At 53.9% G+C, this 14,757-nt stretch carries 10 protein-coding genes; 1 reads left to right on the plus strand and 9 read right to left on the minus strand.

The genetic code is table 11. The features are described 5' to 3' along the window. The first annotated feature begins 487 nt into the window (after positions 1–487). On the plus strand, positions 488–838 hold the full coding sequence (locus tag SH410x_RS25620) for a hypothetical protein (RefSeq protein ID WP_473672032.1): 351 nt from the start codon (positions 488–490) through the stop codon (positions 836–838). Between the two features lie 122 nt (positions 839–960). Here SH410x_RS25620 and SH410x_RS25625 read toward each other — a convergent pair whose 3' ends face one another. The 9 genes from SH410x_RS25625 to SH410x_RS25665 form a co-directional block, all read right to left on the minus strand. Continuing rightward, positions 961–3,369 (minus strand): efflux RND transporter permease subunit, encoded by a 2,409-nt coding sequence (locus SH410x_RS25625; protein ID WP_473672034.1) that lies wholly within the window; start codon positions 3,367–3,369, stop codon positions 961–963. A gap of 15 nt (positions 3,370–3,384) precedes the next feature. Next, positions 3,385–4,476, minus strand: coding sequence for an IS630 family transposase (locus SH410x_RS25630; RefSeq protein ID WP_473668492.1), 1,092 nt, complete (start codon positions 4,474–4,476; stop codon positions 3,385–3,387). A 70-nt stretch (positions 4,477–4,546) separates the two neighbouring features. Then, on the minus strand, positions 4,547–5,311 hold the full coding sequence (locus SH410x_RS25635; RefSeq protein ID WP_473672036.1) for an efflux RND transporter permease subunit: 765 nt from the start codon (positions 5,309–5,311) through the stop codon (positions 4,547–4,549). 30 nt (positions 5,312–5,341) lie between these two features. After that, positions 5,342–5,692, minus strand: a complete 351-nt coding sequence (locus SH410x_RS25640; protein WP_473672038.1) for a four helix bundle protein — start codon at positions 5,690–5,692, stop codon at positions 5,342–5,344. Positions 5,693–5,723: 31 nt separating this feature from the next. Further along, complete coding sequence (locus SH410x_RS25645) at positions 5,724–7,244, minus strand: efflux RND transporter periplasmic adaptor subunit (protein WP_473672039.1); 1,521 nt, start codon at positions 7,242–7,244, stop codon at positions 5,724–5,726. Between the two features lie 231 nt (positions 7,245–7,475). Further along, the gene (locus tag SH410x_RS25650) at positions 7,476–7,994 is read right to left on the minus strand and encodes a putative periplasmic lipoprotein (protein ID WP_473672041.1); all 519 of its coding nucleotides are present in this window, start codon (positions 7,992–7,994) and stop codon (positions 7,476–7,478) included. Between the two features lie 93 nt (positions 7,995–8,087). Next, positions 8,088–8,432: a hypothetical protein gene (locus SH410x_RS25655; RefSeq protein ID WP_473672042.1), complete on the minus strand. Its 345-nt coding sequence runs from the start codon at positions 8,430–8,432 to the stop codon at positions 8,088–8,090. 130 nt (positions 8,433–8,562) lie between these two features. After that, positions 8,563–11,949: an efflux RND transporter permease subunit gene (locus tag SH410x_RS25660; RefSeq protein WP_473672044.1), complete on the minus strand. Its 3,387-nt coding sequence runs from the start codon at positions 11,947–11,949 to the stop codon at positions 8,563–8,565. 101 nt (positions 11,950–12,050) lie between these two features. Next, on the minus strand, positions 12,051–13,610 hold the full coding sequence (locus SH410x_RS25665) for an efflux RND transporter periplasmic adaptor subunit (RefSeq protein ID WP_473672046.1): 1,560 nt from the start codon (positions 13,608–13,610) through the stop codon (positions 12,051–12,053). Positions 13,611–14,757: the final 1,147 nt, after the last annotated feature.

A 14,757-nucleotide genomic window follows, 5' to 3' on the forward strand; every position in this document is an offset into this window, starting at 1 on the left:
TGCGGCTTCACTGCTGGTAGTTCTGTTTCGCCGCGACACGAACAGGGGGGCATGGTCGGCGGTGAGAAATGACTCGGCGTCTTTGTCTCGTAATCGCAATCACAGCAGATCGCTGGACCGACGCTGGCACAGCATCCCGCCGCGTTGTTCATCAGGCGCGAACACTCGCAATTTGACATCCCACTGAGCAGCGCGGCGGTCAAGACGACGAAAGGCATAGAAGAGTTGAACAACGTCTGAAGACTGCGACGCGAAAACCAACGCTTGATTAACCGCTGCATACGCTCACTCCTTTTTTCCCGATCGTCATTCCAGTCCTATGCATGTCCCGTTTTCGCGACACTTCTGATTCAATTTGATGGCACTTTTGGCCTTCGGGAAATGCAAGGCAGCGGAAAACACCGCCTTTTCGGTCTGCTTCACGGTTTGGCACAGCGGATGCGTATAAAGACCGCTGTTCCTTCCCTCTCACTTCAGGATGACGAAGATGAAACGTTTTTTGATAATTGCCTTTGCTACTGTCGCTTTGACGCTTGTGGTTACCTCGGGTCGAGCAAGCGCGGGTGACCACCACTACGGCGGTGGGCACGGCTACGCTAGTGGCCATTCCAGCTACGGGCGTGGCTACACGGGCGGATACGGGTATTCGAGTTACGGATACTCCGGCCATGGTCGGGCGACGCCATATTATGGATCTGCCTATCGCGGAAATGCACCGAGTCACGGTGGCGGACACTATGCTCCCAGCTATCGTTTTTACCGACCGGTCGCTGGCGGTCATGGAGGCGTCCATTTGGACGTCGGTCGCTTGCACCTCGGTGTTGGTGGACATCACTAGGTTTGAGTTCAGAAGCCCCTTCGCTTTAACTCTCTCCCCTGCAAAAACGAGGAGGGAACTGGAGCACAACGGCTGAGTGTTGATATGACTAGGTTTCTCTTCCCAATAGGCTAATGGCATTGCTATTTCTCGGTAGATGTGTTTGTGGATGAATGTTGCGTTTCGAAGTCGTCGTCATCTTCTTTTGCTTCTGCCGACGGTTCGAACCAATGGTAGATCGATGGCAGTACGATCAGCGTCAGTAGGCTGGACGTGATCACGCCGCCAATGACGACGGTTGCCAACGGGCGTTGCACCTCGGCACCACTACTGGTCGAAAACGCCATCGGCAAGAATCCCAGCGCGTCGGTAGTCGCCGTCATTAACACGGGACGCAGGCGGTCGACTGCACCGGAGAAGACAGCGTCATCGACGTCTTTTCCGGAGCCCCGCAACGCACGGATATGTTCGATCAGCACCACTCCGTTCATAACCGCGATGCCGAACAACGCGATAAAGCCTACACCAGCGGAGATCGAAAAAGGCATGTCACGAATCCATAGCGCCAGAATCCCGCCGACCGTGGCGATGGGCACGTTCAGGAAAATAAGCAACGCGAGCTTGACCGAATGGAAGGTCAGATAGAGCAGTGATCCGATGAGAAACAACGCCAGGGGAACCGCGATTGACAATCGCCCCACGGCATCTTGCAGGTTTTTGAACTGTCCGCCCCAAGTGATTCGGTAACCGGGCGGCAATTTGACTTGTTTCTCGACGGCGGCTTGCGCCTCGCCCACGAAGCCGGCAAGATCACGACCACGAACATTGACTTGTACAAGAAAACGTCGGCGGATGTCATCACGACTGATTTGCGCAACGCCTGGACCGACCGTAATCTCCGCGAGTTGTTCCAAAGGAATTTGTCGACCGGTCTTGTCCGCGATGCGTATTTTTTTGAGCGACTCCAGGTCTTCGCGATACTTTGGTGCAAGCCTTACCATCAGCGGGAAACGCTTCTGGCCTTCAAAAACTTCACCCGCCGACTTACCACCGATCGTGGATACCGCGTCGAGCACGTCGCCCGCGTTGATGCCATAGCGTGCGATCTGGTCCCGCAATATTTTCACTTGAATGTATGGCAAGCCGCCTGTCTGCTCGGGCTGGACGTCCGCCGCACCTGGGACCTGAGATACCACGCTGGCGATTTGATTGCCAATCGTTTTGAGAGTTTCAAGATCGTCACCATAGAGACTAATTCCAATGTCGCTGCGAACACCCGACAGCAGTTCTTGAACCCGTAACTCGATTGGCTGAGTGAAGCTGAAGTTGTTACCAGGAATCCGCTCATTGAGCGATTCGCTCATCGCCGCGATCAGTGCTTGCTTGTCGTCGAACCGCCACTCGCCCCGCGGCTTCATGATCACAAAGATGTCACTGGCTTCGACTCCCATTGGGTCCGTGGCGATCTCCGGACGTCCCGTTTTCGACACGACCGATTTAACCTCGTTGCCGAATTCGTCCAACAGTACCTGCTCGATGTCGGTGGTCAGCTCAATCGAACGTTCTAGCGAAACGCTGGGCAAGCGGACAGCTTGAATCGCCATATCACCTTCATCCAGTTTGGGTACGAACTCCGCACCGAACCGAGTTGCCAAGAAGATACCGATCACCAGCGAAGCGGTCGCGATGCAAACGATGACCACGGGGTGCTGCATACTCCGACGCAGCATCGGCTCGTAGCCGCGTTTGGCCCAGCGAATCAAAAATGGATCTTTTTGCGTAAATTTGCGAGCCAAAAACAGCGATGCGAGTACCGGCATCACTGTCAACGAAACGATCAACGCGCCGACAAGTGCCGACATAAAGCTGAACGCCATCGGGCCGAACATTTTGCCCTCGATACCCTGCAAAGACAGGATTGGAAAGAACACGATGATTACGATCGCACCGGCGAACAGAATCGGGCGGGCGACTTCGTGTCCGGCGTCCCGAAAGACTTTCAGCGGTGCCTTTTGCAAATCAGGATTGCGTTGTTTCGATAACCCGACTTGTCGGATTACGTTTTCGATCATCACGACAGCCCCGTCTACAATGATCCCGAAATCGAGCGCCCCCAGGCTCAACAGGTTGGCCGAGACACCGAAGTACTTCATGGCCATGAAAGTGAACAAGGCGGACAGAGGAATTGCCGATGCAACGATCAAACCGGCTCGCCAGTCGCCGACCAGCAGGAATAGCATGATGATGACCAGGATGGCTCCACCACTGACGTTTTCGACCACCGTTGCGACAGCACGTTGGACCAGGTCGGTGCGGTCGTAGAATGCGTCGATGTATACGCCTTCGGGAAGAGATTTCGCAATCTCGGCGACCTCTGCCTTGACGTCTTCGACAACGACGCGGGAATTCTCTCCGATCAACATCATCACGATCCCAACGACTGCCTCGCCCCGCCCATCGCGGGTGACATAACCTTGCCGCAATAGTGGCGCAAATCGCACCTCGCCGATATCGCGGATGTGGATGGGCGTACCATCCTCGCGACTGTCCAAGCACGTCGGGTGAATTTATTCGGCATAATTAAAAAGCGTAGGCATATACGACACTTCTCCAAACTCATTGAGTGTTTTCGTAAGTGTGTTTAGCAGTGTACTGAAGCGCTCCCAGGCGCCAGCGGGGAGCAGTTGGTACTTGAGTTTTTTCCAAAGCATTTCAATTGCATTCAGCTCTGGACTGTATGGCGGCAGATGGTAGATGTAGAGTCCTTTCTCTGCCCAGTCTTCCATGCGAGTTTGAAATGCTCCGCTCGTGTGGACTGAGGCATTGTCAAGGACCACAACAGTTGGACCGTCGATTGTTTGGCAATAATCATCGAAAATTGCAATCACCATTTCGCTGTTCACGTAGCCTTTGTGGAGATAGGTGTGGGTTTCACCGTCTTGACCCTGAAACCCAATCGCTTGAACGTTGCTGCCGTGTGCCCCGGTTACGGGTATTTCGTAGCGTCGACCGATCGGTTGCCATCCGTAGGGAACAACTCCTTTGAGCGAGAAACCCGCCTCGTCAAAGTAAACAACGTTCAAATCCGGTTCTTCGAGAAACTCGGCTAGCTCTTCCTTGGCCAATTGAAATTTCTTTTCATCCCGTTTTTGCCGCAAACTTCGACGATAACGTTTCCAACTCAGCCGAAACCGCCTCGCGTATTCTCGCAGAGTGGGTCGCTTGATTTCCTTGCCGGTTTTTTCTTTCAGCTCTTTCAGCACCTTGGCTGGTCGATTCGGGTATTTTCGAAGTAGTCGCCGGAGAGTTTGCTGCTCTGAGGCGTTGAGTATCGGCGGCGCACCGGGATGCTCGGAGTCTTCAAGTGCGTCGGGGCCGCCTTCTGAAAATCTGTCAATCCAACTGGATACCGAATCTCGATCCACGCCAAAGATATCGACAAGGGAACTTATTTCGTACTGTTGGTCGCTGAGTAAGATTGCGTGCGCACGAACTCGCGTATAGTGGCAATGATGACTTTTCCACATTTCCGTCAGTTGCTGTTTTTGCTCGACTGAGCCAATTTGTGCGAATTTTGTAGAGGGGCGTGCCATTTGAATCTCCCGGTTCGTGAAACAGGGAGAAACATGATGCTTCGCATAATCTCGACCATCGAGCATTTGCTAGCAAATCAGAAAGGATTCCCAACTCAACATGGGTGCAAAAAGCTTGCCAGTTATACCGAAATACTTACCCAGATGTGCTCAGAACGATGTCGCCGATATCGTCGAGCGAAGACACCAAACCTTCCGCTCGAATTAACTGTTGTTCGTCGTAGTGTTGGATATAGCCGCCACCAGCATTGGCATTGTTTCGATCCAACGCGTCGAACACGTCCTGCAAGTTGATGCCATAATTCAGCATCAAGGTCGGATCGACTTGCACCTCGTAGGTTTTCAATTCACCGCCGAACGAATTCACTTCAATCACGCCTGGTACACCGCGAAGCTGGAACGCGACGTTCCAATCCAGGATCGTCCGCAAGTCTTGCAGGCTGTAGTCATAGCCTTCTTTCGCTCGCACCTCGAACTGGTAGATCTCACCCATGCCAGTCGCGATGGGGCCCATCGTGGGCACACCGATATCCGCTGGAATCTGGGCGCGGGCTTCGGTCAGCCGTTCGCTAACCAACTGCCGGGCCCAATAGATGTCAGTGCCTTCCTCGAATACGACGGTCACGTTGGAAAGCCCGAATCGCGTCACGCTGCGAATTTCAGTGACCTTCGGTATCCCACTCATGGAGGTTTCGACCGGAAAGGTCACAAACTGCTCCATTTCAACTGGCCCCAGTGCAGGCGATGTCGTCAGCACTTGAACCTGCACATTGGTCAAATCGGGCACCGCGTCGACGGGCAGGCGCAGCATTGAATAGATACCGGCGATGACCAGTAATACGACGCTCAGCAGGACGACGATGCGATTATTCAGCGAGATGTCGATGATACGGTTAATCATTGGAGATTGCAGATTGGAGAGTGTTCATGGCTATTTCTTGCTGGCGGGCTTTCTTGAGGCGATCATGATTGCAGTGATTTGATTGGCTTCGTCGAGTAGTTCTTCGATTCGTGGCGCTGGCAGCAACTCGCCTTCGATGATGAGTTCCAACCAGTAGCAAATTTCGTCAGCTTCCTCGATCGCGATTTGCAGCTTCGAGAGAAATCCTGCTTTAATTCGACCGCGACATGCCGCTCGATAGTTCGCGCCCACAGACGTCGCACAGCGAACAATCTGTTTCGCAATCACCACTCCCGTCGTCGTTTTCGGCAACGCTTCAATCATCTTCATCACACGCAAAGGAATTACCTGCGTCTGCCGTTTCAACTCACGGTCATCCACTCATCAATCTGCAATCATCAATCTCCAATTCCTAATGCCCGTGGCTGATCTCCCCCTTCATCATTTCCGATTTCAACGCAAACGCGCCGGACGTCACGACCTTATCGCCGACTTTTAGACCTTGCCGCACTTCCACGACACCGTTGCTCGTCGTCCCCGTGACCACGGCAACTTTGCGAAACTCGGTTTCACCCTCCTGCACAAATACAACCTTCTGGTCATCCACTTCCAAAACGGCCGATCCTGGAATCGCTAGGATGTCCTGCGAATCCTGAGACGGTATCTCAATTTCGACAAACATTCCTGGTTTCAGGTGCCCGTCCTTGTTCTCGGCAACAGCTTGCAGTCGCATGGTCCGCGTGCCCGGATCGAGTACATCACCGCGATAGAAAATCGTAGCGGTGTGCGTATGCAGCGAACCGTCTTGGGCCGTGGGAGCCCGAAACGTCATGGTGTCGCCAAGCCGCGCGATCGCGGGCAAGTCCTTTTGGTAAATATCCGCTTGCACCCATACGGTCGACAGATCAGCCAGGCGAAACATCTCGGTGTCGGTACCGACGCGTTCGGCCATCACCACATTTTTAGCAATAATGGTCCCGGCGAACGGCGCGACGACTTCGTAGTGAGACAGGTGTCCGCTCTTCTGATCCGGTTGGATATCCGTGAGCTGCTTTTCCGAGTATCCCAGAATTTCGAGTTTGGCCTTGGCGACTTCCACTGCTTGGCCAGCCTCTTGGAGTGTCTGTTCGGCCTGCAGAGCATCTTGGGGCACCGCAAATCGCAACTGCTCGAGGATCGCATTGAAACTCGCTTTCGCGGTGTTCAGATTCGCCTCAACCTGAATCAGTTGTTTTCCCGCAATCGCTCCCGTCTCTGCAACGGACTGGATCCGATCATAGTCCGCCCGTGCTTGGACCAGCATGGTGTACGCACCCAGCAACTGCTCGCGGTATTTTCCAATCGGTTTGTCACCAAGCTTCTTTTCGATTTGCTCCGGAGAGTCCTGCTGATCGAGCGAATCGATCAGTTGCAAGGCATTGGTCTTTATCAATTGGGCAAAATCGTTCGCTTGCGTTGCGAACTTTTCCTGCAGCCTCGCTTGATACAATTCCAATTTTGCGGTTCCGACTTCCCGGCTATCAATAATCGCGAGTGTTTGTCCTGCTTTGACACGATCCCCAAGTTTGGCGGGAACCTCGTCCGCTCGCCCCTCGGTTATAGAAAAAATATTGGCACTGCGATCTTCGTTGAGGGTTAGCTTTCCGGTGGCCCAAGTTTGGACGTTGATCGTTTGGCGAGCAGCCGGCTGGACCTTCAGCTTCGCCGCTTCCCACATTTCTTTGGGCAACTTGACAACGGTTTCTTCGCCCTCCTCGTGCCCCGCTTCCTCGTGTCCGTGTCCGCCTGCGTGACCTTCTTCAGCCGGGTTTTCTTGGGTTTCTGACAATCTCGACCAATAGGGAACGCTCAAATAGACAACCGCTCCCGTAATCACCGCAGAAACGAGGCAGGCACCGATGAGGGTGAAGTTGAAAGAGGATTTCTTTTTCATGGTGGTAACCGGACTTGGCAAATGGGAGTTTTCTGACCGATCGAAATCCTTTTCGTCGAGAACACTGAATTTGATATAAAAGCGGTTCCCGGCCTCACGAGGCTAGTCGTATCCGAGGCCGGGAACCTTGCCGACCGCGGCAACGCACCGCGAGCGACTGAGTTGATTGACGATTGTTGATTTCGGATCGGAGTTTGAAAAACGTAGTCTTCAATCTGAAATCTCCAATCTTCAATGGCTGTGCCCTTCGTGGTCATGGTCATGTGAAATCTTGCCGTTGAACGACTTGCCTTGGATCTGCAAAATGACGACTCCTTCGGCTCCATATTCCATCCATTCAGCCATCTCGGGATCAATCGAGGCGAACCGAGATGACTTGCCCGGTTCATCATCTGCTTGCCTGTCCGCCAGTAACTCGAACGTCTTGACTTCGCCGTCCTTCTTAAGACTGACGGTCACCTTGTCAGCTTCGATCGCAACTGGTTTCGTAGCCGAGTCGTCGAGCACATAAAATGCTACCGCATCGGAAACGTGTAGCATTTCAATGTGGAAGGCTTCGTTGCCGAGCTCGATTAATTCCCCACCATGTGGTCCGTGTTCAGGATGGCCGCCCGTATCGAACATTGGCGGCATTTCGTCCATGACGATCGGCTCCGACGATTCGGCAGGCGCGTCGTCGAATTGAATGTCTTTCTGGGAACAGCCCGTTAGGACGAAGCATGCCAGCGTGACGGTGAGGAGTTTTTTCATTGTAGATTGCCGATTGGAGTTTTGAGATTGGTAAAAACGAAGGGCAAGTGAAGATCGCAATCTGCAATCTTCACTCGCCAATCTTCAATTCCCTTAGTGAGCGTGCTTGGTTTCGAAGCCGTACTTCTTCAACCAACTCTCCCACTGATGAGCTTCCTTGTGGCTCTTCAGAGCCAACTGCTGCCACTTCGGACAGCGGTAGTTCACATCGGCATGTCCGCCGTGTGAAGCGATTTTCACTTCGCAGCGAAGCTTTTTAAGCGTTGCCGCCAGCTTGTCTTTCTGGTCGCCTTCGGCGTGCATCGTTTTCCACTTTTCCAAGCGGTATTCGACAAGCTCTGAGGCGGCGGTGCTTGGCTCGGCGGCGCGAACCAACATGCCGCCCATCGTGACCGATGCAACCAAAGCCGCGACTGCAAGTATCCGTACTTTCAACATTGACATTCCTTCGTGGGAGTCTTCTGCAAAACAAACATCATCGTCTCGGCAACGTACCGAGACGGCAAACCATATCGCTCGCTACGAGAACGAGCGCGAGGAACCATTCCCCGGATCAGTGATTCTTTTATCATGACGCGACCGCCTCCGGCGGACCAAGGCTGCGGTGCTTCTCCGCATGTCCATAGTCTTCATCTTCCATGGCCTCGATGTGGTCGCGAACAATTTGCTTCCCAGCGCCACGGCCGATTGTCCAAAACAAGGCTGGGCGAACAAAGAACTCGGCCAGGGTGCTTGTCAGCAGACCACCCACGATCACCGTCGCGATCGGGTACAGAATCTCTTTGCCGGGTTCACCCGCAGCGAGCGCGAGTGGCAGCAACCCGATTCCGCTCGTCAGCGCGGTCATCAACACCGGAGCCATCCGTTCTTGGCCAGCCCGCTTGACCATCTCCCGCGTCCAAGATTCGCCCTCGTGCTCGACCAAATGGATGTAGTGATTGAGCAGTAGGATCCCGTTTCGACTGGCGATGCCGCATAGGGAGATGAATCCGACCATTGCGGCGACCGTTAAGTTCTGGTCCGTGAGCACGAGTGCCGCGACCGCTCCAATGAACGCGGTCGGTAGTGCCACGAGAACCTGTAGTGAGAAGTTCGTGTTACCAAACAGCGTGTATAGAACCAAGAACATTCCTAACAACGCGACCGCAGATAACACCATCAGCCGCCTCGACGCAGATTGCTGACTCTGAAACTGGCCCCCATATTCAATAAAGTAACCTGGCGGGATTTCCATGTCGGCCAGTTCGGCTTTGATATCACCCACTGCATCCACCACGCCTCGCTCAGACACGTTGGCTTGCAAGACAATCCGGCGTCGAACCTGTTCTCGCTTGATCATGTTTGGTCCGCCACTCTCGTAAATATTCGCAACCGTTTCAAGCGGCACGCTGCCGCCATCAGCCAACGGCACCGCTAATCGCTTCAACTTCGAGACATCTTCGCGATAGGGTTCGTCCATCCGTATCATCAAGTCAAACGTTCGCTGGCCAAGCAGCACTTGGCTGACCACGGTTCCGTTCATTGCCGTCTCGACAAGTTCCATGACGTCGGCTGGACGCAGGCCGTATTGATTCAGCGAAGTGCGGTTGAGCTCTATGCGAAGTTGAGGGATATTCGTCTGCTGTTCGATGACAATGTCAGTGAGGCCTTCGACACCGGAAATTCGCTGCTTCATCTCTTCCGCTTTGTTGCGAAGCACATCGAGATCGTCACCGTAAAGCTTTATCCCGATTTGCGCTTTGACACCCGAGATCATGTGGCTGATCAAGTGCGCCAGTGGTTGCTCGGTGCTGGAGACCACGCCTGGGATATCTTCCATCGTTTCGCGGATCGTTTCGAGCGTTTTCTCGCGATCTGCGTCATCGTCCATTTCTAGGAACAGCTCCGTGACGTTGACGCCTTCGGCATGTTCGTCCAATTCCGCCCTGCCCGTCCGGCGAGCGACGGACTTGACCGAATCGATCTTCATCAACTCCTCCTGCACCGCGATGCCGATTTTGTTACTGGTCGCTAGTGATGTGCCCGGGGCCAGCAACGCATTCACCTGCACCGCACCCTCATTGAATGGCGGCAGAAAGTCGCTTTCCAGTTGTGTCACCGCAATGAAGGCAAAGACCGCCATCACACCCGCGACACCTAGGACGGGTCCCGCAAATCGCGTGCTGAAATTGATAGCCAATCCCGCGATCCCTTTGAGCCCTTCCAGCAGTTTGCCCTCTTCGGCTTCTTCGCCACCGAGCAACCATTCAATGACGACCAGCAGAACCCATATCACGGGCGTCAAAACGATCGTCCACCATAGTGGATCGCCAGGCAGTTCGACCGGCAAATGCAGTATATGGATCACACGAGGCACGACCCAGTACATCGTCAATCCCGCAATACCCAACGCAAGCACGGGAACGACGAATCGCCAGAACTTCTTGCCCGAGAGTAGCAATGACGCCAGCACCGGGGTGACCGTTAGTGAAACACCGAGCGAGGCGATCAGCGAAACGACATAGCCCATTGCCAGCGGTACGAACAACTTGCCTTCCATGCCTTCGAGCGCAAAGAGCGGGATGAAGACAAGCACAACGATTGCCGTTCCGTATACCACGCTACTTCGCACTTCGATACTGGCTTCGTAAACGACTCGCAACACCGGTCTGGGATGATCGGAATGACGATTCTCCTTCAGCCGCCTGAAGATGTTTTCCACATCGACGATCGCGTCGTCGACCAGCTCTCCAATCGCCACCGCTAATCCCCCTAGCGTCATCGTATTGATCGATAACCCAAAGGCTGCGAACACGCACGCGGTGGCAATGATGGAAAGTGGAATTGCGGTCAGCGTGATGAACGTGGTGCGAAAGTTCAGAAGGAAGAGGAACAGGATCACGAGAACCAGAACACCGCCATCGGCCAAGGCCTCGACTACATTTTCAATCGCGCGATCGATGAACGCTCGCTGCGAATAGACATTTGCTAAACGTATGTCATCAGGCAACGAAACCTTCAATTCTTCGAGTGCCTCGGCGATCGCAGTATCCACGGCGCGAGTATCAGCGCCGGGCTGCTTGTTAATAGTCAATACAACCGCTGGGCCGCCTTCGATTTCACCGTCCTCAGTCCTTAAGAAAGTTGACGAGTCACCCCGCATAACCTGTGGCCCCTGAACCACATTCGCGATATCGGCGAGCGTGACAGGGCGACCTTCCCGCATCGTGATAGTAACCTGCCGTAGATCGTCCAATGTTTTGATGCGTCCCAAGCCGCGGACCAGCAACTCATTTGCGCCGCGTTCGTCCAAGTATCCACCCGTCGCATTTAAGTTGGAGCGTGATACAGCTTCATGGACATCGCCCATCGTCAACCCAAATGTGCGAAGGGCGTCTGGATCGACCAGCACTTGATACTGCATCCGTCCGCCGCCCATTGTGAATACTTGCGACACACCAGGAATCGTTAGCAGACGCTGCCGCACGACCCAGTCGGCCAGCGTCCGAACTTCCATCGGCTCGGTGACATCGCCCTCGCTCCACATGCCGTACATTAGTATCTGGCCCATGATCGACGAGATTGGGGCAAGCGTGGGGCTGACATTCGACGGCAGGCTCTCCGACGCGAGCTGCAATCGCTCGTTGACGATCTGACGGTCGTTGTAGATATCCGTTTCCCAACCGAACTCGACATAAATCACCGACAGCCCGATACCGCTGCTACTGCGAACGGCTTCGACGCCACTAGCACCGTTGAATGCTGTCTCCAGTGGAAACGTTATCAACGCTTCGACTTCCTCGGGCGCCATCCCCGGCGCTTCGGTCATGACAACCACGCGCGGTCGGTTCAAGTTGGGGAATACATCGATCGGCAACTGCGTCGTTTGCCAAGCGCCGACCCCGAGCATGATGCCGGCCACAGCCAGCACGATCAGTCGGTTGTTCAGCGAGAATTGAATGATTTTATCTAACATGATCTTTTCGCGAGTCGATTGAGTTGTTCAAATATTGAAGTTTGGGAGACAAAGGAGATGAACGCTCCTTGCCTCCCCCTCTCCTTGTCTACCGCTCATTCTTAATGGTTATGTCCTGCGTGTGGATCAATCGCGCCACCTGATTTATTCTTAAGCGCCATTTGCAATTGATGAGCACCATTCACAGCGATGGACTGTCCTGGCCAAACTTGACCATCATTCTTGATGGCAACATTCATTGAATCGCTCGCTAAAACCTCGACGGCAACTCGATCGAAATGATCGTTGTTCTCCACAAAGACAAAACGCTCAGGGCCTTCCTCGGCCACGGCTTCCTTCGGGACAACGATGGCGTTGTCGAATCCCGCGACCGGCACGCGAAGCTGCAGGCGTTGGCCCGGTTTGTAACGCCAGCTGACGTACTTGTGCTCACCGACTTTTTCTGACCGCTCTATTTCGTTCGTTAGCGACACATAAAATGGCAAAGCTCGCGAATTGCGATCGACCTCATTGCCAATGTAGATAATCTTCAGATCGTCAATGATTTGCGGTTGACCTTCTCGTGATTCGATGACCGCCTGCAGTTTCGCACCTGACTTCGACGCTTTTTGCAACGCCTCACCGTCCCGCTGGTAGGCTTGGCCCTCGATCAAAATCTGACTGTAGTCGGAGAGCTGCCCCAAATTCTGCCCCGCTACGACTGACTCGCCGCGTCTCACGCTCAGTTGGGTAACCAGGAACTCCGCCTCAATATGAGCCGGATGTGCCGACACCGGCGGTTGCATTGACGCGAATCGGGCACTCGTCGATTCCGTCGCATCGGCAGATTGTGGATGCGTCGGAGTCGCTGACTCATGCAACGATTCATGATGCAGGGATCGGTCTGAATGAAGGGAGGGAGCGTAAGTAGTAACCTCGCGAACTAGCTTTCGCGACTGCTCGATCCCTTGAACCTGGCCCTCAGTCAGTCCGTGCAGCAACAAAGACTGCTTAGCGGCAGCGAGGTTTGCCAGCAGCTTGTCCCGCTCGTATTCACGGGTTAGCAGCGTCTTGCCAGCAACCGCTCCGGTCTCGGCGAGAGTGCTCAAGCGAGCCACCTCGCGTTTCTCAACGTCCAATTGCCCCAGCGAGGCCAAAAATAGCTCTTGAGTTTGAACTAAGTCCTGGTGCGTCAGCCTTAACGTAAACATGGGCTGGCCACTTTCGATCAACTCCCCTCGCGACACGTCGATTGCGTTGATGACCCCCGTCAGTGGTGCGTTGATGGCAACGTGCGTCCGTCCTGGCCAATCGGAAACAGCAGCCGGGACTTCGATGTACTCGTTGAAGCGACCCACCGACACCGTTTGCGTCGTTAACTTCAAATTAGCTCGTGCTTGGGCACTCAGCTCGATCGAATTGGATTCGTCATGCCCTTCATGTTCATGGCCCGCGTGGTCGTCAGTACCAGCATCGCCGTGGTCATGACCCGAGTGATCATCGTGAGCATCTTCGCTATGGTCATGTCCTTCGTGGCCAGCCTCTTCGGATGCGGTAACAAGACCCAGTTTTTGAGGGAAATCCGTGAAGGCAAATCCGCCAACGATGATCGCAATCAAGATTGCGACGACCGTTAAGACTGGCCCAGCGAGTCCCGCAAAGAACGATTTTATCTTTGACATGTCACTTCCAAGGTAGAGAAATGGTGAACGGAGAATTAGCGAATATGCAGGCGCGCAATCGCCTGCTACGAACCATTTTGGGAGACCTCGTTTTCAAACAATCGCAGCACTTATGCTACGAGGACTGAATACGAACGATCGCTGAAGAACAGAAGTGGATCTTACAAAGAGACGTATCAGGCCTAGCCTGCACGAAGCTCCTCGCGCCCAAATTCTTCAGTTAGATACGCCAAGTGCAGAGAGATGCACATCGCGAAAGAGAGCTTTCCACGCCAGAAAACGGTCGCAGGCGATCGTACTGCGATGCATACGCGCGAACCCGCACCGCGCTGAGATCGATATCGTACGAGATCAACCCCACCAAGGTTGCGTCGCAATGAAAAACGACCCCGCTGGCAGGAACGAAGCTGCAACTTGCATCCGAATGGCAACCCGGAGAGTTTCCGTCGCAGGGGCCCGGTTGACACCCCAAACATGAATGAGCGACGTTCAACTCGCAATCGGAGTCAACGTCGCCTGCGCAGGAATCATCCGCCTCACAGCCATGGTCGTGCCCAAAATGGCTGTCGCAGCAATCATTTTCTACGGCGACTGTTGCGTGATCGCCTGCAGAACCGGCGTGGCTACAAAGGCCATGAGCATGTGAATCACAACCCACAGCATGATGCAACGAACACCCGAATAACGAGTGCAGCAACATGGCTACGACAGTGGTGATTCTACAGACGGCAAGCACGAACCGGCTCCTGGATTTTGAGTTACCGCGATTATCGGCAGAAATGGCCAGAAAGTCCATAGTGATTGAGGTCGCTGCGGTTTTTTTTGGGAAACTGCCGAGGTCTACCTGGCCGAACGCCGCAGCTGACAGAGTAAATCGCATCGAATCAAAGCTGGACTAAGCTCGCCAGAGCAGTGGAATCCACGTTCTGGCGAGCGCTGTAAACCGACTTATTCATTTGTGATCGCTAATATCGCTCGCGTGACGCGAAGGAGTGTGGCAGGCGGTTTTAACCCAGCTCGATCTGCGTAATTCGAAGAATGTCGATTAGCGATGCACAAAAAACCTGGCTCAGATCCATTGAAGATGCCGATCAATTGACAAGCAGATCCCACATACCGTCAATGCAACAGTATTTTCCAATGATGA

Source organism: Rhodopirellula sp. SH410, from assembly GCF_055811895.1.